Genomic DNA, 24,645 nt, shown 5'->3' on the forward strand with positions numbered 1-24,645 from the left:
GTCCCGGGGACCTTGGTCCCGGATCGTCTCTCGCCGGGCGGGTCGACGCTCGTCGTCGTTATCTCTGTGTGATACTTGGCGGAGCGACGTCCCGCGCACCGGGGCGCCGCGACGAGCGCGCAGCAGCCGCTCCGGTCCTGCGGAACCGACGCCCCGGCACCAGCCGGCGGCGCGTAGCCCACCGGGACCGGGAGCGCGGTCCGCAGCCGTCCTCACGGACGGCGCGCCGCGGGGCGTGCGCCGCGCCGTCATCGACGACTTCCGTCGCCGGTCAGGTCCCACCTGCCGAGCGACGACTGACTGCCTCGGGGCCGTGGGTGCGGACGGGGCCCAGGGCGTGGAGTACCCCATGACTCTCGACAACGACGCGGCGAACGGCTCCTCAGAGGCTCCTGCACCGCGGACCCGCCGTCGTGTGACCCGCACGGCTGCTGCGCCCGGCGCGGCCGACGCCCGTGCGACGCAGCCAGAGGCGGCGACGGCGCCTGCGGAGGCAGTTGCACCTCAGGCCGACGCTGCCGAGGCGCCGGCGGCCCGCCGCGCGAGCTCGCGCTCGCGGTCGACCTCGAAGAAGGCTGCTGCGACCGAGGCCCCCGCGGCGGAGACCGCCGCTGCCGAGGTGGCGGCCGAGAAGCCGGCCAAGGCGCCCCGCCGTCGCGCTGGCCGTGCGTCGGGCCCCGTCGACGGCGTCGAGCAGACGCTTGACGCCGCTGTCGGCGAGTCCGCCCCTGCCGCGAAGGCTGCCGCGACGGCCGCTGCCGCGCAGGCCGACGGCGCCGCCGAGGCTCCCGTCGAGAAGAAGCCGGCGCGCCGCCGCTCGACGCGCACCGTGGCCGCCCCCGCGAGCGAGGCGACCGACGTTTCCGGCGCCGGGGACGTCGACCCCGCCCCCGCCGAGAAGCCCGCGAAGGGCCGGACCACGGCGAAGGGCGCACGCACCGCGAAGGTGGCGTCCGCACCGCAGGCCGAGGTTGCCCCCGCCGCGACGTCGGTTCCTGACGCGGCCGCTGCTCCCGAGGCTCCCGTTGCGGAGGCTGCACCCGCCGCTGCGCCCGCACGTCGTGGACGCCGCGCGGCCGGCCGTCCGGCCGGCGCGCCTTCGGCCGTCGTCGGCGAGGCCCCGGCGACCGAGAGCCCCGCTGCTCCGGCCATCGCCGAGCCTGCCGAGACCGAGGCGCCGAGCGCCCCGCGCTCGCGCTCGCGTCGCTCGACGCGCCCCGCCGCTGCGGCAGCTCCTGCGGAGCAGCCCGAGACGGCCGCCGAGGCCGCTCCCCTCGAGGAAGCGCCCGCTGCGCCTGCGCGCTCGCGATCCTCGCGGTCACGGGCCGCGAAGGCTCCGGTCGAGCCGACCACGGCCGAGGAGGCTCCCGTCGAGGACGCCCCTGCGGACGAGGCCCCCGCGACCCGCCTGCCCATGACTGCGCTCCTCTTCCAGGCGCCCGACGCCTCGAAGGCCCCGCGTCGTCGCCGTGCCCAGGCGCCCACGGGCACCCCCGCGCCGGTCGCCCGCGAGACCCCGGCCGAGGTCGAGGACGAGGTCGACGAGACCGAGGTCCTCGACGACGTGACGGTCGACGCCGAGACGGTCGAGCCCGGGTCGACCGACGTCGACGGGACGACGGACGGTGCGGCCCAGGACGCCACCGAGGACGGGTCCGACGACTCCTCCGACAACGACTCCTCGGACGAGGACTCCTCCGACGACGAGGGCGGTGCGCCGCGCCGTCGCCGCCGCCGTGGCGGCCGAGGCCGACGCCGCTCGGGCTCGGGCTCGAGCACCGAGAACGCTCAGCCCAACGACACGGACGAGACGTCCGACGCCGACGCCCCCGCCGACGCCGACGCCCCCGCCGACGACGACGCGTCCACGCACGACGACGAGGTCCCCGGCTCCGCCGAGGACGGTGACGAGCACGCCGAGGGCTCCTCGAGCCGTCGGCGTCGCCGCCGTCGCCGCTCGGGCGACTCGGAGGGCGAGCCGCGCCAGCGTCGCGCGTCCAGCACGTCGACGTCGTCCGACGAGGTCACCGCGCTCAAGGGCTCGACGCGCCTCGAGGCGAAGCGTCAGCGCCGCCGTGAGGGCCGTGACGCGGGCCGCCGCCGCCAGATCATCACCGAGGCCGAGTTCCTCGCCCGCCGTGAGGCCGTCGAGCGCTCGATGGTCGTCCGCGAGAAGAACGGCCGCACCCAGATCGCGGTTCTCGAGGACGGCGTCCTCGTCGAGCACTACGTCTCCCAGGCGGAGCAGTCATCGATGGTCGGCAACGTCTACCTCGGCCGCGTCCAGAACGTGCTGCCGAGCATGGAGGCCGCGTTCATCGACGTCGGTAAGGGCCGCAACGCCGTGCTCTACGCGGGCGAGGTCAACTGGGACGCTGCGGGCCTCGAGGGCCAGCCGCGTCGCATCGAGCAGGCGCTCAAGTCGGGCGACCCCGTGCTCGTCCAGGTGACGAAGGACCCCATCGGCCACAAGGGTGCGCGGCTCACGTCGCAGATCACGCTCGCCGGCCGCTACCTCGTCTACGTGCCCGGCGGCGGCATGACGGGCATCTCCCGCAAGCTTCCCGACACCGAGCGCGCGCGTCTCAAGAAGCTCCTCCGCGAGCTGGTCCCGGACTCGGCGGGTGTCATCGTCCGCACCGCGGCCGAGGGGGCGAGCGAGGAGGAGCTGCGCGCCGACATTGCCCGGCTCCAGGGCCAGTGGGAGAAGATCGAGAAGAAGTCGAAGAGCGGCAACGCGCCTGTCCTGCTCCAGGGTGAGCCGGACATGGCGATCCGCGTCGTGCGCGACATCTTCAACGACGACTTCTCGTCGCTCGTCGTCCAGGGCACGGACGCGTGGGACGCGATCTCGACGTACGTCGGCGAGCTCGCCCCCGACCTCGCCGAGCGCGTCACGCGCTGGACCGAGGAGAAGGACGTCTTCGCGAGCCACCGCATCGACGAACAGCTCGCCAAGGGCATGGACCGCAAGGTCTGGCTGCCGTCGGGCGGCTCGCTCGTCATCGACCGCACCGAGGCCATGACGGTCGTCGACGTCAACACGGGCAAGTTCACGGGCTCGGGCGGCACGCTCGAGGAGACGGTGACGCGCAACAACCTCGAGGCGGCGGAGGAGATCGTCCGCCAGCTGAGGCTCCGCGACATCGGCGGCATCATCGTCATCGACTTCATCGACATGGTGCTCGAGTCCAACCGTGACCTCGTACTGCGTCGTCTGGTCGAGTGCCTCGGCCGTGACCGCACGAAGCACCAGGTCGCCGAGGTGACGTCGCTCGGGCTCGTCCAGATGACGCGCAAGCGCGTCGGACAAGGCCTTGTCGAGGCGTTCTCGACGACGTGCGAGCACTGCCACGGCCGTGGCTTCATCGTCCACGCCGACCCTGTCGAGAAGGGCAACGGCGGCGGCAACGGCAGCAACGGCGGTCAGCAGGCGTCGGACCCGTCGCAGAACGAATCGAAGCGTTCACGACGCAAGCGTGGCGGGGCGGCGAAGGAGGAGCAGGCGCCCGCGGCGCCAGCCGTCCCGGTCCTGCCGGCCGCGCGTGCCGAGGTGAGCGCGACGCTCGCCGCGATCGCGGCCGCAGCCGCCCAGGCCCACGTCGACGAGCCTGCCGAGGCTGGCGCACCCGTCGCCGACGAGCCTGCAGCGGCGGAGCCCGCGGTCGAGGTTGGCGCGCCGGAGACGACTGCGCCCGAGGCCTCTGCTGCTCCGGAGGCTGCCGCGGACGCCGAGGCGCCCTCGGTCCTCGAGGAGATCGTCCTCGATCTTCCTGAGCCCGCTGCGAAGCCGCGGACGACGCGTGCCCGTGGCTCGCGTCGAGCGACGGCGAGCGGACGTGCTGCGGACCGTGAGGCGAAGGCTGCCGAGGGGGCGCCCGCTGCGGCCGACGCGGTTCCTGCGGGGGAGGACGAGCGTCCGCGTCTTGACGTCCTCGCCGAGCTCGCGCAGGTGCGTCGAGAGAACCTCAGCTAGGAGATCTCCGATCGTCGTGTGACGATCGACACCATGCCGTCCGGCGGCGTGGCGCGCACTGTGCGCCCCACGTCGTCGTGCAGCATGAACGTGGCCCTCGGACGGCCGGATCGCGCTTCGTGCGCGGTGCCCGGGCGGGGTCCGCACGCGGATGTGGTGGCGCGGTGTGACGTGCGCCCGCGGTGGGGCACGGCATTTGACCGGCCGCCCGTGATTCCGTATCTTTGAACGTCGGTGCGTATCGAGTCGCGCCGTTCCCCGTGTGCTCCCGGATCTCTCCGGTTGACGAGCATGCCGAGAAGACCTAAGAGAGATGAGCAGCAACGTGGTGTACGCGATCGTCAAGGCCGGTGGCCGTCAGGAGAAGGTTTCTGTGGGCGACGTCGTCGTCGTCGACCGTCTCGCTGGCAACGCCGGCGAGACCGTTGAGCTGCCCGCCCTCCTTCTTGTGGACGGCGAGACGGTGACCTCTGACGCGGAGGCCCTGGCCAAGGTCAAGGTCACCGCCGAGATCGTTCGGGACGAGAAGGGCCCGAAGATCAACATTCTCAAGTACAAGAACAAGACCGGATACCGCAAGCGTATCGGCCACCGCCAGGCCCTCACGCGCCTCAAGGTCACCGGCATCAAGTGACGTCGCTCGGGCGGCGGTGACGCGGCCCGGGTCTCCGACACCCCGTTCTCGATCCCAGATAGGTAGGTTGCCGTCATGGCACACAAGAAGGGCGCGAGCTCCTCGCGCAACGGTCGTGACTCCAACGCTCAGCGTCTCGGCGTCAAGCGCTTCGGCGGCCAGGTCGTCAAGGCCGGCGAGATCATCGTGCGCCAGCGCGGCACCCACTTCCACCCCGGCGTCAACGTCGGCCGTGGCAAGGACGACACGCTGTTCGCTCTCGAGGCCGGCGCCGTCCAGTTCGGCACGCGTCGTGGCCGCAAGGTCATCGACATCGTCGAGGCTGCCTGAGCCTCCACGCTCATGACCGAGAGGGGCGCACCGTGCGGTGCGTCCCTCTCGGCGTTCCCGGCGCCGTGCGCGTCGACCCCTGAGGACGTGGGCCTGCTGGCCCGCTGTCCCCGACCCCAGCAGTAAGGACCCCACCATGGCCAGCTTCGTCGATCGTGTCGTGATCCACGCCTTCGGCGGGGACGGTGGGAACGGGTGCGCGTCCATCCGGCGCGAGAAGTTCAAGCCCCTCGCGGGCCCCGACGGCGGCAACGGTGGCGACGGCGGCTCCGTCCGCCTCGTCGTCGACCCCCAGGTGACGACTCTCCTCGACTACCACCACTCGCCGCACCGCGTGGCGCCCAAGGGCACGCAGGGCATGGGCGACTACCGCTGGGGCGCCAACGGTGAGGACCTCGTCCTCGGGGTGCCCGACGGGACCGTCGTCAAGACGCGCGACGGCGAGGTGCTCGCCGACCTCGTCGGTGTCGGGGCCGAGTACGTCGTCGCCGAGGGCGGCAAGGGCGGGCTTGGGAACTTCAAGCTCGCGTCCGCCAAGCGCAAGGCGCCCGGCTTCGCGCTGCTCGGCGAGCCGGGGGAGGAGGCGACGGTCGTCCTCGAGCTCAAGTCGATCGCGGACGTCGCGCTCGTCGGCTACCCGAGCGCGGGCAAGTCCTCGCTCATCGCGGCGATCTCCGCCGCCAAGCCGAAGATCGCCGACTACCCGTTCACGACGCTCGTCCCGAACCTCGGGGTCGTCCAGGCGGGCGAGTACCGCTTCACGGTCGCCGACGTCCCGGGGCTCATCCCGGGGGCGAGCGCGGGCAAGGGCCTCGGCCTCGAGTTCCTCCGCCACATCGAGCGCACTGCGGTGCTCGTCCACGTCCTCGACTGCGCGACTCTCGAGCCGGGCCGCGATCCGATCAGTGACCTCGAGACGATCGAGGCCGAGCTCGAGGCGTACTCGGGCGACCTCGGCATCGAGGGCAACCGGGCGCCGCTCAACGAACGTCCGCGGCTCGTCGTCCTCAACAAGATCGACGTTCCTGAGGCCTGTGAGCTCGCCGAGTTCGTCAAGGCCGACCTCGAGGCGCGCGGCCTGCGGGTCTTCGAGATCTCGACCGCGAGCCACGAGGGCCTGCGAGCCCTCACCTTCGCGCTCGGGGAGATCGTCGCGGCGGCGCGCGCGGCCGAGCCGCCGCGTGAGCCTGCCCGCATCGTCCTGCGTCCCAAGGCGGTCGACGACGACGACGTCACCGTCGTCCGTCACGACGACGGGCCGTCCACGTACTTCCAGGTGCGGGGCACGAAGCCCGAACGGTGGGTGCGTCAGACGGACTTCGCCAACGACGAGGCCGTCGGGTTCCTCGCGGACCGGCTCGCGAAGCTCGGCGTCGAGAAGAGGCTCTTCGCGGCGGGCGCCGTCGCGGGGGCCGAGGTCGTCATCGGCGAGGGCGACAGCGCGGTCGTCTTCGACTGGGAACCGACGCTCATGGCAGGCGCCGAGCTGCTCACGGGGCCGCGCGGTACCGACCTGCGCCTCGAGGGAGGTGAGCGGCCGACGCGTGCGCAGAAGCGCGAGGTGTACAAGGACCGCATGGACGCCAAGGCCGAGGCCCGCGCCGAGCTGTGGACCGAGCGCGAGGCCGGGCACTGGACGGCCGACGACGACTCGTCCGAGGTCTGAGGCGCAGACGCGCTCACGACCCCGTCAGGCATCTGCCGGGCAGGGTCGCGCCGCACCGTGGACGTGACGGCGTCTTGGCGATGGGACGGGGGATGATGGGCGCGTGAACCAGCACGTCTCTGCCGTCGAAGGTCGCGCCGCGATCGCCGCGGCACGCCGCGTCGTCGTGAAGATTGGCTCGTCCTCGCTCACGCGCGCGGACGGGCACCTCTCGGTCGACGCCCTCCAGCAGCTCGTCGAGGTCGTGGCGCGCCGTCGTCAGGCGGGCGTCGAGGTCGTCCTCATCACGTCGGGCGCCGTCGCCGCGGGGCTTGCGCCGCTCGGCCTCACGGCCCGGCCCAAGGACGTCGCGACCGCCCAGGCCGCCGCATCGGTCGGCCAGGGCCTGCTCGTCGCGCGGTACACCGAGGCGTTTGCGTCCCACGGCCTGCGCGTCGGACAGCTGCTGCTCACGGCCGACGACACGATCCGACGCGCGCGCTACCGCAACGCGCAGCGCGCTCTCGAGCGCCTGCTCGACCTCGGCGTCGTGCCGATCATCAACGAGAATGACGCCGTGACGACAGACGAGCTGCGCTTCGGTGACAACGACCGTCTCGCGGCTCTCGTCTCCCACCTCGTGCGCGCGGACGCGATGATCCTCCTCACGGACGTCGACGGTCTCTACGACGCCCCGCCGTCCCGGCCCGGCGCGCGACGCATCGCCGAGGTGCGCTCTGCCGAAGACCTCGCGGGCATCGAGGTGACGGGGCGCGGCAGCTCCGTCGGGACGGGCGGCATGCTCACGAAGCTCGACTCGGTGCGCCTCGCGACGAGCGCGGGGATCCCCGTCGTCCTCACGAGCGCCGCGAACGCCCACGCCGCCCTCCTCGGCGAGGACACGGGCACGTGGTTCTCGGCGTTCGGCAAGAAGGGCACCGCGCGCAGCCTGTGGCTCGCGCACGCGGCGCGCACCCACGGCCGGCTCGTCCTCGACGACGGCGCCGTGCGCGCCGTCCTCGGCGGCAAGGCGTCGCTCCTCGCCGCAGGTGTCACCGCAGTCGAGGGGGAGTTCGCGTCGGGCGAGGTCGTCGACCTCGTCGCACCCGACGGCCAAGCCGTGGCCCGCGGCATCGTGAGCTTCGACTCCGGCGAGCTGCCCGCCCTCCTCGGCCGGACGACGACCGAGCTCAAGGAGAAGTTCGGCAACGGCTACGACCGCACCGTCGTCCACCGCGACGACCTCGTGCTCGTGCGGCGCCGGCCGGTGCGGGCGGGCTGAGAGCAGCGTCTGCGCGGGCGTCCGCACCCCGGACCTTGGATGACCTGAGCGTCTTCGAGGACTACCCTCGGGCCGCATGACGACCGAGACGCAGGCCCCCCTCGCTGACGACGTGACGACCGCCGTCCAGGACATCGCGCGCCGCGCGAAGGTCGCGTCGCGCGCGCTCGCGACCGCGACGCGCGCGGTCAAGGACGCGGCTCTCCACACGATGGCCGACGCGCTCGTCGCGGCGTCCGACGAGATCGTCGTGGCGAACGCGCTCGATCTCGAGCGCGGCCGGGCCAACGGGATGGAGCCGGGGCTGCTCGACCGGCTCGCGCTCGACCCTGCGCGCATCGGTGCGATCGCCGACGCGCTGCGGGAGCTCGCTGCGCTGCCCGACCCGGTGGGCGAGCTCATCCGGGGCTGGACCCTGCCCAACGGTCTGCGGCTGCGTCAGCTGCGCGTGCCCATGGGCGTCGTCGGCATGATCTACGAGGCCCGCCCCAACGTCACGGTCGACGCGGCGGGGCTCGCGCTCAAGAGCGGCAACGCCGTCATCCTCCGCGGCGGCTCGGCCGCGGCCTCGTCGAACGAGGTCATCGTCGACGTCCTCGCCCGCGCTCTCGAGTCCGCGGGCCTGCCGCGCGATCTCGTCCAGTCGATCGACCGCTACGGCCGTCCCGGCGGCGTCGCCCTCATGCGGGCGCGCGGGCTCGTCGACGTCCTCGTGCCCCGCGGGGGCGCGGACCTCATCCGCACGGTCGTCGCCGAGTCCGTCGTGCCCGTCATCGAGACGGGCGTCGGCAACTGCCACCTCGTCGTCGACGCGAGCGCAGACCTCGACGACGCGCTCGCGATCCTCCTCAACGCCAAGCTGCAGCGGGTCGGGGTGTGCAACGCCGTCGAGACGCTGCTCGTCCACGAGGCTGCGGCGCCTGCGTTCCTGCCGCAGGCGCTTGACGCGCTCGCGTCGGCCGGCTGCGTCCTCCACGGTGACGACGCGACCCGGGCGCTCGCGCCCGCGGGCGTGGACGTCGTCGCGGCGACCGACGAGGACTGGGCGACCGAGTACCTCGCTCCCGAGCTCGCGGTGCGCGTCGTGCCGGACCTCGACGCTGCGATCGAGCACGTGCAGACGTGGTCGAGCGGCCACACCGAGGCGATCCTCACGAACGACCTGCGCAGCTCGGAGCGGTTCGTCGCCGAGGTCGACTCCGCGGTCGTCAACGTCAACGCGTCGACGCGTTTCACGGACGGCGGGCAGTTCGGCCTGGGCGCCGAGATCGGTATCTCGACGCAGAAGCTGCACGCCCGTGGCCCCATGGGGCTGGCCGAGCTCACGACGACGAAGTGGGTCGTCGAGGGTGAGGGCCACACCCGTCCCTGAGCGGAACCTGAGAGCGACGTGGAGGTCCTGCGGACAGGTGCCCGACACGCGCGAACCGGGTTCTCCCGGCACCGTCCGCATGAGAGACTTGGCCTTCGTGGCGGCTCCTCGAGGGAGCGCCCGACGACCGCACCCGACCAGGAGGTCCATCCATGATCGCGTCCGTGCTCCGCGCCTCGGAGTCGACCGTCGTCACAGAGCTGCCGATCCCGCCGATCGCGTACGGGCTGCTCACGCTCGGTGCGCTCCTCGCGCTGCTGCTCGTGACCTTCGCGTTCAAGAGCTCCGGTACGCGTCACTGAGCCGAGGCCGGACGGGAGCAGGAGAGAGCTGACGGGATGACGGCACGGCGGTTCCGGCTCGGGGTCATGGGTGGCACGTTCGACCCCGTGCACCACGGCCACCTGGTCGCCGCGAGCGAGGTCGCCGCGCGCTTCGACCTTGACGAGGTCATCTTCGTCCCGACGGGGCGTCCGACGTTCAAGCAGGACTCCCGTGTGACGGAGGCCGAGCACCGCTACCTCATGACGGTGGTCGCCACCGCGTCGAACCCGCGCTTCACAGTGAGCCGCGTCGACATCGACCGCCCGGGTCTCACCTACACGATCGACACGTTGCGTGACCTGCACGCGCAGCGTCCCGACGCCGACCTCTTCTTCATCACGGGGGCCGACGCGATCGCGCAGATCGCGGCGTGGAAGGACGCGGACGAGCTCTTCGACCTCGCCCACTTCGTCGCCGTGACACGCCCGGGTCACACGCTCGACCTCGGGACGCTCGACGCGCTCAAGGTGACCGCCGTCGAGATCCCCGCCCTGGCGATCTCGTCGACGGACTGCCGCGAGCGAGCCCGCGCGGGCCGGCCTGTCTGGTACCTCGTGCCCGACGGCGTCGTCCAGTACATCCAGAAGCATCGACTCTACGTGGATGCGTCATGACCACCCCGGAGCAGCCCATGTCCGCCGGAGCGCCCCTGACGCGACGTCAGATGCGTGAGATCGCCGAGCGTGAGGAGCGTCAGCGCGCGGCGCAGGCCGAGGCGCAGGAGCACGCCTCACCCACGCAGGCGCAGGCTCCCGGTGGACCGACCCCGGCCCGGCAGTCCGCGGCACCGCAGGGTGCTGCGCCCTCGCACCACGTGCCCGGTCGTGGCGCACACGGCGCAGGAAGCCCGCCGATGCGTCAGCGCGCCCAGCAGGCGGCTCCGCAGCGTCCTGCCCCGCAGGCGCCCGCGGCGCAGCGCCCCGCCCCGCGGCCAGCGGCCGCGCCGGCACCGGCAGCGCAGCGTCAGGCACCTGTGCCAGCGCCCGCGCAGGGACGCGCGACGGCACAGCATCCCGCACGCCCGGGCTCGTACCACGGGGGCGGCCACGTCCCGTCGATGACCGATGCACGCCCGACCGCGGGCCCGGTGCCCACCGGGGCTTCTCAGTCCCAACCTGGCGCTTCGCTCCCGCAGCGTGCACCGGCTCCGGGCGGACGGCCTGCTGATGCCGGCGCAGTGCGACGTGCAGCGATGCAGGTGCCCGACGTCGAGCCAGCACCGAGGTCACGCCCCGCGCCGACCGTCGTCCCGCCAGCGGTCACGGGCGCCGTCCGCACCGTCGACCACACCGGTCGCATCACGCCCGTCGTGCCCGTCGATCAGACCGGCCGCCCGGCGGCCTACTCGGCATCCCCGCGGGGCGCGCAGCCGGCGGCGCAGGCGCCGGCCCGGATGGGTGTGCGAGACGCGGCCGCCCAGGCGTCCGTCCGTACACCGAGCCCCGTCAACCCGTCGGGCGGGGTAACACCGCAGTCGGCCGCACCTGCCCAGCAGCAGCGCACGTCGCTCGCCAGTGCCCCGTCGGCCCCGAGCGCCTGGGGTCCGATCGAGGACCGTGCGCACTCCGCGCCGGGAGCGTACGCGCCGTTCGCCCCGACCGCCGCGGCCCAGCCCGGCGCGTTCACCTCGCAGCCGCCGCACGCCGGCACGCACGCCACCACCGGCCAGCCCATGCCCTGGGGACCGGTCACCGGCGCCGGGAACCCGGCTGCAGCCCCGCAGGCGGCGCCGTCGTTCGCCCCCGCCGCAGGTGGCCCGGGCGCCGCTGTCGCCGCGGGTGGGCCGGGCACCCCCGCGGGAGGGCCGGGTGCGCTTGGGGAGGACGCTCCGATCGTCCCCGCGTGGGGTCAGGTGCTCGGGGCACCGACGGTCGACGAGCCGGACGACGCGCGCGACGACGCACCTGCGAACGAGCAGGACGCGGTCCTTGGACTGTCCTGGCCGCAGATCATCATCCTCGTCGCCGTCGGGCTCCTGCTCGGCGTCCTCGTGTGGCTCCTTCTCGAGTCGCGCACCCCCGACAGCTCAACGCAGGCGAGCGCGGATGTCGCAACCATCACGGTCGACGCCCGTGCACCAGGGGAACTCTGACCCGTCATACTGGGGTGTCACCCGACCGCTCTCGCTAGGAGAACCGTGCCCGCCACCCAGCGCGCCCTGGACCTCGCCGTCGTCGCCGCACGCGCAGCCGCCGACCGCAAGGCCGAGGAGATCATCGCCCTCGACGTCTCGGAGCAGCTCGTGCTCACCGACGTCTTTCTCATCGCCTCGGCGAGCAACGAGCGCCAGGTCACCGCGATCAGCGACGCGATCGAGGAGGCCATGCACAAGGCCGGCTCGAAGCTCGTCCGTCGCGAGGGGCGCACCGAGGCCCGGTGGATCCTGCTCGACTTCGGTGAGGTCGTCGCGCACGTCCAGCACTCCGAGGACCGCGTCTACTACGCCCTCGAGCGGCTCTGGAAGGACTGCCCGGTCGTCGAGCTCCCCGCCGACCTCCACGGCGCTCCGGCTGACGACGCGGAGCAGGACGCGCCGCAGGCATGAGAGCCGGCACGCTCCTGCTGCTGCGGCACGGCCGGACGGCGTACAACGCCGAAGGTCGGCTGCAGGGGCAGGTCGACATCCCGCTCGACGACGTCGGTCGTTGGCAGGCGCGCGAGGGGGCGGTGGCGCTCGCCGCGGCGCACCGTGTCACCCGGATCGTCGCCTCCGACCTCGTGCGCGCTGCCGACACCGCGCACGCCCTCGGCGAGGTCACGGGTCTGCCCGTGACCCTCGACGCGCGGCTGCGCGAACGCAGCTTCGGCCCCTGGGAAGGTCTCACCGCATCCGAGATGCGTGAGGGCTGGCCCGAGGAGTACGCGGCCTGGCGGCACGGCGGAGAACCTGTCGAGGGCGCCGAGCCGCGCGCGGCCGTGGGGGAACGCTTCGTCGAGGCGGTCGAGGAGCATGCCGCAGGGCTGGCTCGCGACGAGGTGCTGTGCGTCGTCTCGCACGGCGCTGCGATCTCGACCGGGACGACCGCGCTCCTCGGCCTCGACGTCGAGACCTGGCGGGGGCTCGTCGGGCCCGCGAACGTCCACTGGGCCGAGCTGCGCGCCGGTGGACCCGACGCCGTGCCGTCGTGGCGGCTCGCCCGTTACGACGCTGGGGCGGCGTTCTCGCGCGAACACTGGGCGGCCGGACCCGATTGGATTTCTCGGCAGCCCTCTGCGTAGACTTACCGAGGCCCACCGCGGTGGGTCGACGCGAGGGCTCACCCTCACGGGGCTGTGGCGCAGCTGGTAGCGCACCTGCATGGCATGCAGGGGGTCAGGGGTTCGAGTCCCCTCAGCTCCACGTTGATGAAGGCCGGGACCACGAGGTCCCGGCCTTCGTCGTTCCGCGACCGGGTCGGCCTGGTCGAGCGTCCTTCCACGATCGCTCGACGGCCCTCGTCCGTCGCACGGACGACCGCCCTCGTGCCGCGATCGCTCGACGTCCCACGTCCGGCGCCCGGACGACGTCCCTCCGTCCGCGACAGGACGAGGGCGTGCGCTGGTCGCGGTGCCCTCAGGCGTCCGACCTCGCCGTGCGGCGCACGGAGCCCGCCTCGCGGAGCATCGCCGCGACCCCCGTCGTCAGGCGCGCGTGGAGCGCCGTCGTCGCGACGTGCACGCGCTCGAGCTCCGCCCGGCGTGGGTCGTGAGGCGCCACGGCCCCGCGCTGCCGCCCGGGCGCATCCCGACCTCGTAGGCCCCAGGGCCCCCGAGGAGCCGCGCGATCGCGCCGCGCACGCCCGTGCGTGCGGGCCTCCAGGCGACGTGCAGGGTGTGCGTCGTGCCGGACCGCGTCACGGTGAAGGACGTGATGACGGGTGGTCGTGCCATGCCAGCTCCTCGGGCGGTCGCGGTCCGCAGGACCGACTGCGACGGTACCGTGGCCGGAGGCCGTCCGTCGGCAGCCGTCCGCCGGAACCGGAGGGTCCTCTGCGCATCGCGCTCACGAGCATCTTTGTCGACGACCAGCGCGCGGCGCGCGCGTTCGACACCGACGTCCTCGGCTTCGTCGTCAAGCATGAGGTTCCGGTCGGCGACGACCTGTGCCTCACGGTCGTCTCGGCGGACGACCCTGACGGCACCGAGCTGCTTCTCGAGCCGTCCGGACATCCCGCCGGCTGAGCCGCGGCCCGCCGGTCGAGCCGGAGCTCGAGGGTCGTCGTCGACCCTGCCTCACCCGTGACGGCTCAGGCCGGGCCCGCCGCGCCCTGGTCCGCGGCGAACGACACGACGTAGGCGAGAGCCGAGTTCCAGTTGATCGTCAGCTCGTTGACGCCCCACGCGCCGATGTCGTCGACGTAGCACCGCTGCGGCGCGCACCCGGCGAGTGAGGACGAGACGGGGTCGGGCACGTCGGAGTTCGGCCCGCCCGAGACGGTCCCGGCTGGAGGGTGCGGCAGCGAGGGGTCCGCCTGCGCCGCGTACCAGCGCGAGTGCTGGTTCTGCGCGAAGCGCGTCCCGTGACCCGTGACGTAGGAGATCCCCATGGCGTTGCGGCCGAGGAGGTGGTCGAGGCCCGTGAGGACGCCCTGGCGGAAGCGGTCCTCGCCGCCGAGGTCGTAGGCCGCGACGAGCACGGCGAGGTTGTTGAGCAGGAGGCCGTTCGAGCCCCAGTCGTAGCGGCCGCCGTCGGGGACGTACGCGGTGCCGAACGGCTGCGTCGCCTGCCGGGCCAGGGTCGCCTCGGCGGCGTCGACGACCGAGCGTCGGACCTCGGCGAGGACGGGGAGAGCGTTGGGCACGGTCGCGAGCTGGGTGCGGGCGTACGCCGCGACATGACCCCAGTCGAAGGCAGCGGGCCCGAAAGCCTCGGACGTGCCGCCCACGTGGTATGGGTTCGTGGTGAGCGCGTCGGCGAACGCGTCCTCGCCGGTCGTGAGGAAGAGCTCGACGGCCGCCCAGTAGCGCTCGTCGTCGAGCTCGGTGTCGTCGTAGGGCCCGCCGCCGGGGGAGGGGTGGAGGTTCGTGTTCGGCGCGTAGAGGTCGGGGTGGGCGGCCGCTGCGGCCCACGCGGTCCGGGCCGCCTTGAGCAGCCGCGCGGCGAAGGCGGCGTCGAACGGCTCGAAGAGGCGGGCGCCCTGGGCGGCCACGGCGGCGAGGTTGAGCGTCGCCGCAGTCGAGGGGCGGTGGACATAGCGGGTGCGGTCGTCGTCCGAGGGCAGCAGCGGGATGCCCGTCCAGCTGTCGTCGTGCACCTTGTGGTGGACCATGCCGGCAAGGTCCTTCCCCGCCGGGACCTGCATCGTGAGCATCCACTCGAGCTCCCACCGCGCCTCGGAGAGGACGTCGGGAACACCGTCGCCGTGCTCAGGCACGCGCAGCGTCCCGTCACCGAGCGCGCCGGCGTCGCCGGTCGGGGCGTGGAGCGCCCGCTCGTAGGTGCTCATGAGCTGGCCGACGGCGATGCCGCCGTTGACGACATACTTGCCGTGGTCGCCGGCGTCGTACCAGCCGCCCGTGACGTCGATCGTCCCCTCGCACGTCCAGCCGTCGTAGAGGTCCTTCCCGTCGACCGTGAGCGCGCCCGCGGGGAGGCACGCGACGGCGCCGTCGCCCTGGTCGGGCCCGACGTCGGCGTGGCCGGCCGGCCGCGCGTACGCGTCCCCGGCGACGGCGCCGTCGATCGCGACGCCCGAGCGCTGCGGGTAGAAGAAGCTGAGCGCGTCGACGCGCATCGCCCGGTAGAGGTCGTCGCCGATGGCGAACGTGTCGCTCGACGCGCCGTCGACGGTGAGCGTGTACCCGGTGCCCGGGGTCGTGACCGCGGACAGGTCGACGGTGTGGACGGCGAGGCCCGCCGAGGGGTCCGTCCCGCGCGGCTCGGTCGTGCCACGGGCGACCGTCATGCCGCCGAGGTCGAGGGTCCACGGCAGGGGGTCGGCGGCGTCGGTGACGACCGTGGCGGCCTTCGCCGCGTGCGTGAGGTAGCCGACCTGGTTGACGCGGACGGCGGGCGCGTCGGACGCGGCCGTGGGCATGGAGTCGCGGGTGGTCACGGAGGCCTCCGAGATGCAGAAGGTGAACGGGGTGGCGCTGCCCAGCTGGATCGCGACCTGGCCGACGTCGCCGTCGGTCGCGGAGAGCGCGATCGCGGCGGTGAAGTCGTGCTCGGTCGGTTGCGCCGTCGGGGTGAGGGGTGCGAAGAGCTCGGTCGCGGTGCGGTAGGCGCCGGTGGCCTCGCCGACGACGACGCGGACTGTCGTGGCGGGGGCGGCGCTCGCGGTGAGCGCGAGGTGGTAGGCGGCCGAGGCGTCGATGCCGAGGCCGTTGTAGGTGAGGCCGACGTCCCACGGGTTCGTGGTGCCGCCGGGCAGGTCGACGCAGGTCGCGCCGTCGGCGGTGCGGGGCGCAGCGTCGGTCCCGTAGAGGGCCCAGGGGCCGAGGCCGTCGGCGAAGGACGTGGCGGGGAGGAGCTCGGTGCCGGTGTTCGCCGGCGCTGAGGTCTGCGCGGTCGCGGGGACGGTGGGCGGCGGCGCGGGGGAGGAGTGGTCGCACGCGGTGAGGGAGACGGCGAGCGCCAGGGCGAGGAGTGCTGGGAGGGGTCGCCGGACGGCGGTGGGCGGGGCGTTGACGACGGTGTCCACCGTGGTGTCCTCCATGACGACGCTGTGCGAGGGACGCGGGGCGCTGGGTGCGTGAGAGCGCTCCCATGTGGGGTGAAGTCTTGCGGCGTACGCGCCCGACGTCAAGACACGGGGCCGGGTTCTTGCAGGTCCCGGCAGGCGTGGACTGTGCTCGCGCTGCCGGCCCCGGGGCAACCCGACGGTCCTGACGACGGCTGCGTCAGCCGGCCTCGACGAGCAGCTGCACCGCGAGGATGTGCGCACACGGGCCGCGGCCCGTGCCGTGGCGCAGGTACCAGGGGCACGTGCACGTCGCGTCCCGACCGACGTCGCGCACCGTGTAGCCGGGACCGTCGCCCGTCCTCACGCGCCACGAGTCGGCGAGCGACTCGATCGCGCCCTCGGCAAGGAGCCGGCGCGCACGGGTGAGTCGGGTCGCGTCCTTCGTGACTCGCGCCGGGTCGTGCGGGAGCTCGCGGTGGAACCACGCGTCGTCGACGACGTCGCGCCCGATGCGTCCCGAGGCCGCGAGAACGCCGAGGCCGTCGCGCACACGCGCGGCGCTCAGCGCGGAGTCGCGGGCGAGGCGGCCCTCGTCGAGGACCGGCTCGAACGCGAGGAGCGCCGCGAGGAGCTCGGCGTCCTCGAGGGCGTTGCCACCGGCGAGGTGTTCGAGCAGCGAGCCCTCGCCCGAGAACCCGCGCCACGGGACGTCCGTGAGCCCCAGGGCGAGGCGCGCCCCGGGCAGCAGCAGCGTGACGACCGACGGTCCCGGCGCCTCGGTGCCGTGGACGACGAGCCCCGTGACGTGCGTGAGGAGACGCTTGAACGCCGAGAGGCGGTGAAGACCCGCGACGTGGACGCCGCCCGCGACGCGTCGGGGCGACAGACGCAGCCCCGTGCGATCGGCGACGAGCCACCCGGTCCGGTCGACGCCGGTCGCAGGGGGGAGGCCCGCGACGAACGCCCGGGCGTGAGCAGCCCCGACCTCGAAGGCACGCGGCAGCCCGTGATGGATCTCGGCGGCGTTGCCGAGGCCGCGGACCCAACGGTCGGGCATGACGACGGGCCGCTCGTACGTCGTTCCGCCCGGCGTCGCGACGGCAAGTCCCTCGCGACCGATGTCGAGGTGCAGCAGCTCGGCACGTCCCACCTGTGTGAGCGCGGTGCGCATCTGCGGGCCGATGTCGACATTTGTCGTGCCGTGCCGCATCTCTCCCGAGTCGAACGACCCCGGCAGCAGGTCGAGCCGGGCGTGCACCGAGGCGCACGCGGAGAAGCACTCGGCGCGCAGCCGGTCGCCGTGGGCCGTGAGCACGGGGTCGCGCATCGACTCGGGGACGTGCTTGTAGTAGCGCGTCGACGTGATGTCGGCGAGCGCCACGAGGCCACGCGCGAGGACGAGCGGCTGCGCGGCGAAGCCGTGGAAGAAGCTCGGCGCCTCGACGAGACCGCCGGGCGTGAGGGCAGGCGCGAGCGCGAGGGCGAGCCCGGTGTCGTCGAGCCGCGACGCGTCGGCAAAGGTGCGTGCGCTCATGCCGCACCGCCGGGCGCGGTGAGGCCGAGGAACGCGGCGAGCGCGGCGGACTTGCGGAACGCGACCCTCGAGCCCTTGCGCTCCGCGAGGTCGAGGAGCCCGGGCCACGCGGCGGCGTCGGGAGGGAGCAAACCCCGGTACGCGGCGGTGCGGAGCGCGGGCGCGTGGATCGTCGCGGCGTCGAGCACGCGGGGCAGCCAGCGCGGCGGCGACGGGCGCGTCGCGGCGTGCTGGACGGTCTCCGTGAGCAGCGGCCACAGGACCGGGAGCAGCTCCGGCTCGTAGGCGAGGAGGCGGAGCAGCAGCCCCGGGTTGACGTCCTCGAGCGGCAGGAGACGCTGCACGGCGCTCCGAACGGCTGACGCCCCGACGCCCCCGCTGCGCAGCGAGGACGTGAGGTAGTACGGGGCGGCGGGCTCGGAGCATGCCGCCGCAAGGAGCACCGCGACCATCGACACCGTGAGGGGCGTGCGCGCGGCCCTGCCGAGCGGGCCCTCGCTGCCGCCGAGCCGGTTGCGGACGGGGGAGACGGCGATCTTGCCACCTGACGCGTCCCAGAAGAGCCACTGCGACGTGCGGCGACGGGACACCGGCGGCGGGGCGCCGTCGGCCCACGGCTCGGCCTCGCACTGGCCCTCGACCTCGAGGTCGTAGAACCAGGTCTTCGACACGCGGAATGTCCCGAGATCGGGGAACGTGAGGTCGAGCGAGCACAGGCGGTGCGCGCCGACAGCGACGACGGCCGCACCGAGGGTCGCTCCGTCGTCGATCTCCGGCGAGGTGCCGAGGCCCGACGGCCATGCACTGGCGAATGCGTCGTCGTCGAGCAGATCGGCGGGCGCGGGGAGCGCGGGTGCGGAACGGCCCGCGCGTGCGGCGCCTGCGGACCTGGCTCGCGTGGGTCCGGTGCTCATGGTGCCAGGGCTCGCGGCTCCCGCGCTCGCGGACGAGGCGCTCGCTGACGGCTCGCTCGTGCTGTCGTCGACCGCGGGCAGCAGGGCCACGGCGGCCTGCGCCGCCGTGACGGCCTGCGACGAACCCGTGCGATCGGCGATCGCGCGCAGGCCAGGCGCCTCGAGAACCTTGGCCGGTGCGATCCCGCGGCTCACCGCGTCGAGGGCGTCCGGCACGAGTGCCGCGAGCGTCCCGACGAGCTCGGCCGTGCCGACCGGGATGCGGGGCAGTGCGGCGAAGCGTGCGAGAAGGTCGTCGGCGAACGGCCAGACGGCGGCTGCCGCACCGTCGTCGGCCGCAGCGAGCAACGACGCGGCGAGGGCCGCGACGCGCGTGGGCGTCGTGCCGCGCCACGGGAGCGACGCATCGGCGGCCCCCGGCGGCAGCAGCCCGCGCGACCATGCGTCGCGCACCGCCCGGGCGCCGTCCGTCACGGCGACGGGCAGCAGGGTCGACGGCTCGACGAGCAGCGCCGTCGCGACGGCGCGGGGCAGCGGGGCGCGGCGACGCGCGGCCTGGGCCAGTGCGAGCCCCGAGCCTGGCGTCCCCGCCGGGACGACACGGTCGACCGGCATCTGGGTCCAGGTCGGGAAGGCCGTGACGTCGGGCACTAGCCAGCCGGCGTGAGCGCGCTGAGGCAGATCGGACAGAGAGGCGGGGATCGTCACGTCCTGCTCCGCCGGCCGACTGCTTCGTGCGGTGTCGGCGGACGCGTCGCGCAGGACGTAGGGGTCGTCGAGGTAGCCGAGCGCGACCGCGACGGCGTCGCGGGCGCACGGGATCCCTCGCTCGTCGAGGAGCGGGACGCTGTGAGCGGCAAGCCGGGCGAGGCGTTCACGCACGGAGCTGTCGACGGACGTGAGATCGAGGCGCGCGAGCGCGAGCTGGAGGTCACCCTCGGACGCGCCCGCCCCGGCGCGACCGTAGGACTCGAGCCGCTCGACGAGGTCGGACGCGACGATGCTGAGGTCGACGTGGCTGGGCGTAGACAGGAGGCACGGGAGGTCGCCGAGCCGGTGGACGACGTGCGCGTCGCGGGCCTGCACGAGGTCGCGCGCCTGGAAGCGCCGGTCGAGCTCGTGCTCGAGGGGGCGGCGACCCCTGAGCCACGTCTCGACGTGCACCGCGACCATGCGGAACGACTCGCCCGAGCCATGGGGGACGCCCGCAAGGGCCGAGCGTGCACCCTCACGGTCTGCCGCTGCGACGGCGTTCATCGCCTCGAGCAGCTGCTCCCAGACGATGTCGACAGGGCGCTCGGCACCCCGGGCGACCTCGGCGACGAGCGCCTCGAGCGCGCGCGCCGTCGGCTCCACGGGCTCGAACCGGGGAAGGGTCCACGCAGGTGGGGTGGCGTTCCACCGGCCGACGACGGGCTGCGGCGCGGGTTCGTCCTCGGTCGTGACCTCGAGTCCCCACCGCTCGACGAGCGCGCTCGCGGCCTTCTGCACGCCCCGGTCCGTCGACGTGAGGTGCGGGGCCACGAGGGCCGCCACAAGGGCCAGCACCTCCGGGTCCGACGGCGCGGGGCGCTCGAGCGCCGCGGCGAGCACCACGCGTCGGGTCTTCGCGGCCCGCACGTGCAGGGTCGTCGCGAGGACGTCGCCGACGAGCGCGTCGTCCGTCGACGCGAGAAGAGCGGGCGCGAACGCCTCGACGACGGGCGTCTCGCCGTGCCCGAGGACAGGCACCAGACGGTCGCCGACCGCGCGCACCTCGTCGTCGCTGAAGGCGAGGTTCTCGCGCAGGAGCGTCGTCCACGCCGCACGGTCCGACGGCCGACCCACGGTGTCGAGCGCCATGAGCGCGGCCTCGACCGTGTCGTCGCGATCGAGCTCCCCGCGCGCGAGGAGCTCCGGGACGATGAGCGCGATCCCTGCCGTCGCGGGGATGCCGTGCTCGGCAGCGGCGCGGACGTGCGCGGGCACGTGTCTGAGCACGACCGACGGCTCGAGGGAGCTGTCGAACACCGTCCACGGCTCCGTCCGCGTCCCGGGGTCCGCGAGCCGCTCGAGGACGGACCGGGTGTGGAGCGCCCAGTCCTCGACGTGGGGCGCATGGTCGACGAGCGGCGCGTCGAGCGTCGCTAGGAGCCGCAGTGTGAGAGCCGAGTGCGGTGTCGGGTCGCCGGGGCCGAAGCGGTTGCGGTTCCGCGCCAGCTCACGGACGAGCTGCTCGGCGAACGCCGGCCCGCGCTCGGCGAGGACGGGCAAGACAGCGTCGTCGTCGACCGTCCACAGCTCCCGCAGGACCCGCGCGACCTTTGCTGCGGGAGCGTGCGCGAGCTCGAGCGGGACGGGGCTCACGGTCTCGGCCGTCACGGTGGTCTCCTGTCGTCGGCGATCAGTGAGGGGAGCGTAGCGGGAGGGTCGGGCATCGCGGGAGCATGCCCGCGTGCCGCACCATGCTCACCGACGGACCGAGGCCGCCTCGCGCAGAGCCGCGGCCGTTCCCGCCGCGAGCTGCGCCTCGAGCGCGACGACGGCCCGGAGGACCTGCGTGAGGGCCTCCGGGCGCGCGGCGTCGTACCCCGCCGCGGCCGGGTTCGAGGGGTTGCTCGAGGGTGCTGTCTGCTCCGGGTGGTACGACGCGGCCGCGAGGATCCGGTCAGTGACGCTGCTCGACCACGACCGGGTGGACCGTGCGGGCTCCGGTGCGGGGACGTCGTGCACGGCGACCCGCACCTCGACGACGGGTGACCACTCGCCCTCCGGGGACGTGCGCACGCGCGCCTCGAAGCTGTCGACGGCCGTGTGCGGAGCGCCATGGCCCCGCCGACGAGACCGACTGCGCCGACCGCTCGGCGTACACGATCTACCGTCGGCAGCCGCTCACGATCGAGGCGTCGGCGGGCCCGACGCGCGTCTGCGCCGTCGGCTTCGACATGGGCGGGAACGAGTCACCCGTGACCGAAAAGGTCATCGGCGGCGAGTAGCGCGCGAGCGGGCCACGCGTCGGCAGCGGGCGGCCCCGCTACTCTCGGATCATGTTGCGCCCCCGCACCATGACCACCCGGGTGGTGGGCACGTTGCTGACGGTGCGCGCCACGACAGGCGCGTGCGCGGCGTTGGACGAGCCAGGCTCGACGCCGACTGCGGCACCACCCGCAAGCACGCCCGGGCCGTCCGAGGACGACCTCGTCCCCGGCTGGGACGAACCTGGGGACGGCCCCGCGCCGACACCCGCCGCCGACCTCACACCCTCTCAGCTCCGGGAGATGCTCCGCCTGCCGGCCACCGGACCCCCCACGTCGACGACGTGCACAGACGTCGACGTCCACGTCACCGAGCTCGACGTCGCCATGGGCGGCACGGAAGCGACAGCCCGCGTGGGGCCCTTCGCACCCGTAGGCTGACCGTTCGCGCACGCTCCACGCGCCGCAGCACCACCCAGCAGACGTCACGACACGAACGGCCCGCACATGTACTCCCTGCTCCTCGCGCTCATCTACGTCGCGTTCGTGAGCCTCGGACTGCCCGACTCTCTCGTCGGGGCCGGCTGGCCGGTCATGCACGGCGACCTCGGCGTGCCCCTCGGCTCTGCGGGCGTCCTCACGATGATCATCGCGGGCGGCACGATCGTCTCGAGCCTGCTGTCCGAACTCCTCACGCGCAGGCTCGGCGTCGGCCTCGTCACGGCAGTGAGCGTCGGGATGACCGCAGCGGCGCTCTTCGGGTTCGCGACGGCCGACGCGTTCTGGGTCGTGTGCGTGTGGGCGCTCCCGTACGGGCTCGGCGCCGGAGCCGTCGACGCTGCGCTCAACAACTACGTCGCGCTCCACTACGCAGCCCGTCACATGAACTGGCTGCACAGCTTCTGGGGCGTCGGCGCGTCGATCAGCCCGTTCATCATGAGCCACGCGATCGGTGCTGGCCTCGGCTGGGCGAGCGCCTACCGGAGCGTCGGCATCATCCAGGCCGCGCTCACCGTCGTCCTGCTGCTGAGCGTCACGCTCTGGGGGAGGGTCAACCCCGTCGCCACGACGACGCACACCGTCGACGAACCCCGGGACGAGCAGTCCGGCACCGAGCCGACCAGGGGGCACGTGCCGCTCCGCACGGTCCTGCGCATCCCCGGGGTGCGCCTCGTCCTCGGCGCGTTCTTCGCCTACTGCGCGCTCGAGAGCACAGCGATCCTCTGGGCGTCGACCTACCTCGTCACGTACCGCGACGTCGACGCCGGGACCGCAGCCGCGTTCGGCTCCCTCTTCCTCCTCGGCATCACCGCCGGCCGGTTCCTCGCAGGTTTCGTCGCCGACAGGATCGGGGACCGTGCGCTCATCCGTGGCGGCTTCCTCACGATCGCCGCAGGTGTCGTCCTCGTTGCGCTCCCGGTCCCGACGGACGCCGTCGCGCTCGCCGGGCTTGTCCTCGCAGGTCTGGGCAGCGCACCCATCTACCCGGCGATCATCCACTCGACGCCCGCGAACTTCGGGCGTCACACCTCGCACGCGATCATCGGCATCCAGATGGCGGCCGCCTACACCGGCTCGACGCTCGCTCCGCCCGTCTTCGGCGGGCTGTCCGCGCTGCTGGGGATGTGGCTGCTCCCGCTCTACCTCGGGGCCCTCGTCCTTCTCGGGCTCCTGCTCTCCGAGCGGCTCAACAAGGTCGTCGACGAGGCCACGCTGGCGCGGGACGACGCGACGCTCGACGCAGAGCGCTGAGCGGACGACCGGGCAGGCCGGGCAGGCTGGGCACGCTGCCAGCAGTGCAGGCTCAGCGGGTGGCGAGCCTCGCGAGCGCGTCGCCCGTGACGCGCTGCGTCGTCCACTCGTCCATGCCGACCGCACCGAGCGACCGGTAGAACGCGATCGACGGCGCGTTCCAGTCGAGGACCGTCCACTCGAACCGGGGGTAGCCCCGCTCGACGCACACGGCTGCGAGGGTCTGCACGAGCGCACGGCCGTAGCCGCGTCCGCGGAACGCGTCGTCGACCCAGAGGTCCTCGAGCCACAGGCCCTGCTCGCCCGTCCACGTCGAGTACGTCGTGAACCACAGGGCGATCGCCACGACGTCGCCGTCACGCTCGACGACGTGCGTGAACGCTGCGGGTCGCTCGCCGAAGAGCGTCTCCGTGAGGCGCTCGACGGTGTTGACGACCGCGTCGGGCTCCTTCTCGTAGGTGGCGAGCGCCTGGATGCAGCGAAGGATGGCGGGCTCGTCACCGGGGCGGGCCTCGCGGACGAGGGCGCCGTCGGAGAGGGTGGACGCAGGCATGCGGGGCTCCGGGGAGGGGATCGGGGGAGGTTCGATCCTACGGCGCGGTTCTGCCAGGGGAGCTCCCAGGATGTGCCAGGAGAATCCCAGGCACGGGCTGCAGCATGAGGCCCAGCGGGGCCCCGGCCCGCCGGGTGGAGCATCCCCGACGGGTCGGGCAACCTCGCGGCAACGTGAGCGAGGCGGGCGCCCTATCGGCGTCGAAGCTGCGAGCGGCCCCGGAGACGGCTGCGCAGCACGGCGAGCGACGTGGGTGTCCCGTCCTTGACGACGTGCCAGAAGAGCCAGCCGTTGCGCTGGTAGCCGACGGCGGCCGTCGCAGCCGCGGACGGCCCCGGATGGGTCGTTCCCTGACGGACCACAGACCCTGCGGCAGTGACGACAGCGCGCTCGTCGGCCGCGTCATTCGGTCCGCGCAGCTCCTCGCCCGCCGTGAGGACACCTGCGCTCAGCATCCAGACGAGATCGGGATCCACCGACGGCGCAGCAGGGTCGCTGGTCGCGAGGTCGTCGGACGGGAGGGCGGCCGCGGGCGGGGGCGGTGTCGGCGACGGGGCCGTCGCGGACACGGCCTTGTCGGCGCTCGCCGGTGCGGAGGAACCCACGAGTCGCGCGAGCGCGGCCTCGAGAACATGGCGATGCAACGACGGCACAACGTTCTTGTCGAGGTCCTTGAGCAGCTCGTCGGCGTGATGGGCCACAGTCCTGCGCTGCTTGTCGCTGAGCGACGTGTCGAACGTGGGAAGAACCGTCATCGTTGCCCCTGTCGC

21 protein-coding genes and 1 tRNA gene are annotated in these 24,645 nt (G+C 73.6%); 15 read left to right on the plus strand and 7 right to left on the minus strand.

Annotated features, from left to right (window positions below; translation table 11 throughout):
* The first annotated feature begins 349 nt into the window (after positions 1-349).
* The 12 genes from IGS67_RS11120 (at position 350) to IGS67_RS11175 (ending at position 12,903) form a co-directional block, all read left to right on the plus strand.
* The gene (locus tag IGS67_RS11120) at positions 350-3,976 is read left to right on the plus strand and encodes an Rne/Rng family ribonuclease (protein ID WP_192280948.1); all 3,627 of its coding nucleotides are present in this window, start codon (positions 350-352) and stop codon (positions 3,974-3,976) included.
* Positions 3,977-4,301: 325 nt separating this feature from the next.
* Positions 4,302-4,610 carry a 50S ribosomal protein L21 gene (gene rplU / locus IGS67_RS11125; protein ID WP_192281174.1) on the plus strand — a complete coding sequence of 103 codons (309 nt, stop codon included), beginning with the start codon at positions 4,302-4,304 and terminating at the stop codon, positions 4,608-4,610.
* Between the two features lie 75 nt (positions 4,611-4,685).
* Complete coding sequence (rpmA, locus tag IGS67_RS11130; protein ID WP_102507885.1) at positions 4,686-4,940, plus strand: 50S ribosomal protein L27; 255 nt, start codon at positions 4,686-4,688, stop codon at positions 4,938-4,940.
* A 136-nt stretch (positions 4,941-5,076) separates the two neighbouring features.
* The gene (gene obgE, locus IGS67_RS11135) at positions 5,077-6,606 is read left to right on the plus strand and encodes a GTPase ObgE (RefSeq protein WP_192280951.1); all 1,530 of its coding nucleotides are present in this window, start codon (positions 5,077-5,079) and stop codon (positions 6,604-6,606) included.
* A gap of 103 nt (positions 6,607-6,709) precedes the next feature.
* Positions 6,710-7,867 (plus strand): glutamate 5-kinase, encoded by a 1,158-nt coding sequence (gene proB / locus IGS67_RS11140; protein ID WP_192280954.1) that lies wholly within the window; start codon positions 6,710-6,712, stop codon positions 7,865-7,867.
* A gap of 76 nt (positions 7,868-7,943) precedes the next feature.
* The gene (locus IGS67_RS11145; RefSeq protein ID WP_192280957.1) at positions 7,944-9,239 is read left to right on the plus strand and encodes a glutamate-5-semialdehyde dehydrogenase; all 1,296 of its coding nucleotides are present in this window, start codon (positions 7,944-7,946) and stop codon (positions 9,237-9,239) included.
* Between the two features lie 152 nt (positions 9,240-9,391).
* Complete coding sequence (locus tag IGS67_RS11150; RefSeq protein ID WP_165375380.1) at positions 9,392-9,541, plus strand: hypothetical protein; 150 nt, start codon at positions 9,392-9,394, stop codon at positions 9,539-9,541.
* Between the two features lie 36 nt (positions 9,542-9,577).
* A complete protein-coding gene (gene nadD, locus IGS67_RS11155) occupies positions 9,578-10,177 on the plus strand; it encodes a nicotinate-nucleotide adenylyltransferase (protein WP_192280960.1) in 600 nt (199 codons plus the stop codon).
* A gap of 578 nt (positions 10,178-10,755) precedes the next feature.
* Positions 10,756-11,655: a hypothetical protein gene (locus IGS67_RS11160; protein WP_192280963.1), complete on the plus strand. Its 900-nt coding sequence runs from the start codon at positions 10,756-10,758 to the stop codon at positions 11,653-11,655.
* A 45-nt stretch (positions 11,656-11,700) separates the two neighbouring features.
* Positions 11,701-12,108 (plus strand): ribosome silencing factor, encoded by a 408-nt coding sequence (gene rsfS / locus IGS67_RS11165; protein WP_102507912.1) that lies wholly within the window; start codon positions 11,701-11,703, stop codon positions 12,106-12,108.
* A complete protein-coding gene (locus tag IGS67_RS11170) occupies positions 12,105-12,782 on the plus strand; it encodes a histidine phosphatase family protein (RefSeq protein WP_192280966.1) in 678 nt (225 codons plus the stop codon). Before rsfS ends, IGS67_RS11170 begins: the two co-directional genes overlap by 4 nt.
* Positions 12,783-12,830: 48 nt before the next feature.
* Positions 12,831-12,903: transfer RNA gene (locus IGS67_RS11175), tRNA-Ala, on the plus strand.
* A gap of 213 nt (positions 12,904-13,116) precedes the next feature.
* On the opposite strand, the gene IGS67_RS11180 is transcribed toward IGS67_RS11175, so the two are convergent.
* Positions 13,117-13,260, minus strand: coding sequence for a hypothetical protein (locus IGS67_RS11180; protein WP_192280969.1), 144 nt, complete (start codon positions 13,258-13,260; stop codon positions 13,117-13,119).
* 116 nt (positions 13,261-13,376) lie between these two features.
* Here IGS67_RS11180 and IGS67_RS11185 point away from each other — a divergent pair, with 116 nt between their 5' ends.
* Positions 13,377-13,724 (plus strand): VOC family protein, encoded by a 348-nt coding sequence (locus IGS67_RS11185; protein WP_192280972.1) that lies wholly within the window; start codon positions 13,377-13,379, stop codon positions 13,722-13,724.
* A 65-nt stretch (positions 13,725-13,789) separates the two neighbouring features.
* Here the strand turns inward: IGS67_RS11185 and IGS67_RS11190 are convergent, their stop codons facing one another.
* The 4 genes from IGS67_RS11190 to IGS67_RS11205 all read right to left on the minus strand — a co-directional run bounded on the left by IGS67_RS11190 (position 13,790) and on the right by IGS67_RS11205 (position 21,382).
* Positions 13,790-16,201: a glycoside hydrolase family 9 protein gene (locus IGS67_RS11190; RefSeq protein ID WP_192280975.1), complete on the minus strand. Its 2,412-nt coding sequence runs from the start codon at positions 16,199-16,201 to the stop codon at positions 13,790-13,792.
* 184 nt (positions 16,202-16,385) lie between these two features.
* Positions 16,386-17,702, minus strand: coding sequence for an SWIM zinc finger family protein (locus tag IGS67_RS11195; protein ID WP_192280978.1), 1,317 nt, complete (start codon positions 17,700-17,702; stop codon positions 16,386-16,388).
* A complete protein-coding gene (locus IGS67_RS14435) occupies positions 17,699-20,977 on the minus strand; it encodes a DUF7824 domain-containing protein (protein WP_192280981.1) in 3,279 nt (1,092 codons plus the stop codon). Before IGS67_RS14435 ends, IGS67_RS11195 begins: the two co-directional genes overlap by 4 nt.
* Before the next feature lie 87 nt (positions 20,978-21,064).
* Positions 21,065-21,382, minus strand: a complete 318-nt coding sequence (locus IGS67_RS11205; RefSeq protein ID WP_192280984.1) for a hypothetical protein — start codon at positions 21,380-21,382, stop codon at positions 21,065-21,067.
* Between the two features lie 260 nt (positions 21,383-21,642).
* On the opposite strand from IGS67_RS11205, the gene IGS67_RS11210 reads away from it, so the two are divergent.
* Both IGS67_RS11210 and IGS67_RS11215 read left to right on the plus strand, forming a co-directional pair.
* On the plus strand, positions 21,643-22,011 hold the full coding sequence (locus tag IGS67_RS11210; RefSeq protein WP_192280987.1) for a hypothetical protein: 369 nt from the start codon (positions 21,643-21,645) through the stop codon (positions 22,009-22,011).
* A 66-nt stretch (positions 22,012-22,077) separates the two neighbouring features.
* Positions 22,078-23,322, plus strand: a complete 1,245-nt coding sequence (locus IGS67_RS11215; RefSeq protein ID WP_192280990.1) for an MFS transporter — start codon at positions 22,078-22,080, stop codon at positions 23,320-23,322.
* Between the two features lie 52 nt (positions 23,323-23,374).
* On the opposite strand, the gene IGS67_RS11220 is transcribed toward IGS67_RS11215, so the two are convergent.
* Positions 23,375-23,875 (minus strand): GNAT family N-acetyltransferase, encoded by a 501-nt coding sequence (locus IGS67_RS11220; RefSeq protein WP_192280993.1) that lies wholly within the window; start codon positions 23,873-23,875, stop codon positions 23,375-23,377.
* 191 nt (positions 23,876-24,066) lie between these two features.
* The gene (locus tag IGS67_RS11225) at positions 24,067-24,630 is read right to left on the minus strand and encodes a hypothetical protein (protein WP_192280996.1); all 564 of its coding nucleotides are present in this window, start codon (positions 24,628-24,630) and stop codon (positions 24,067-24,069) included.
* Between the last annotated feature and the right edge of the window lie 15 nt (positions 24,631-24,645).

The sequence above is a fragment of the Flavimobilis rhizosphaerae genome, from assembly GCF_014852685.1.
Taxonomy (GTDB): Bacteria; Actinomycetota; Actinomycetes; order Actinomycetales; family Cellulomonadaceae; genus Flavimobilis; species Flavimobilis rhizosphaerae.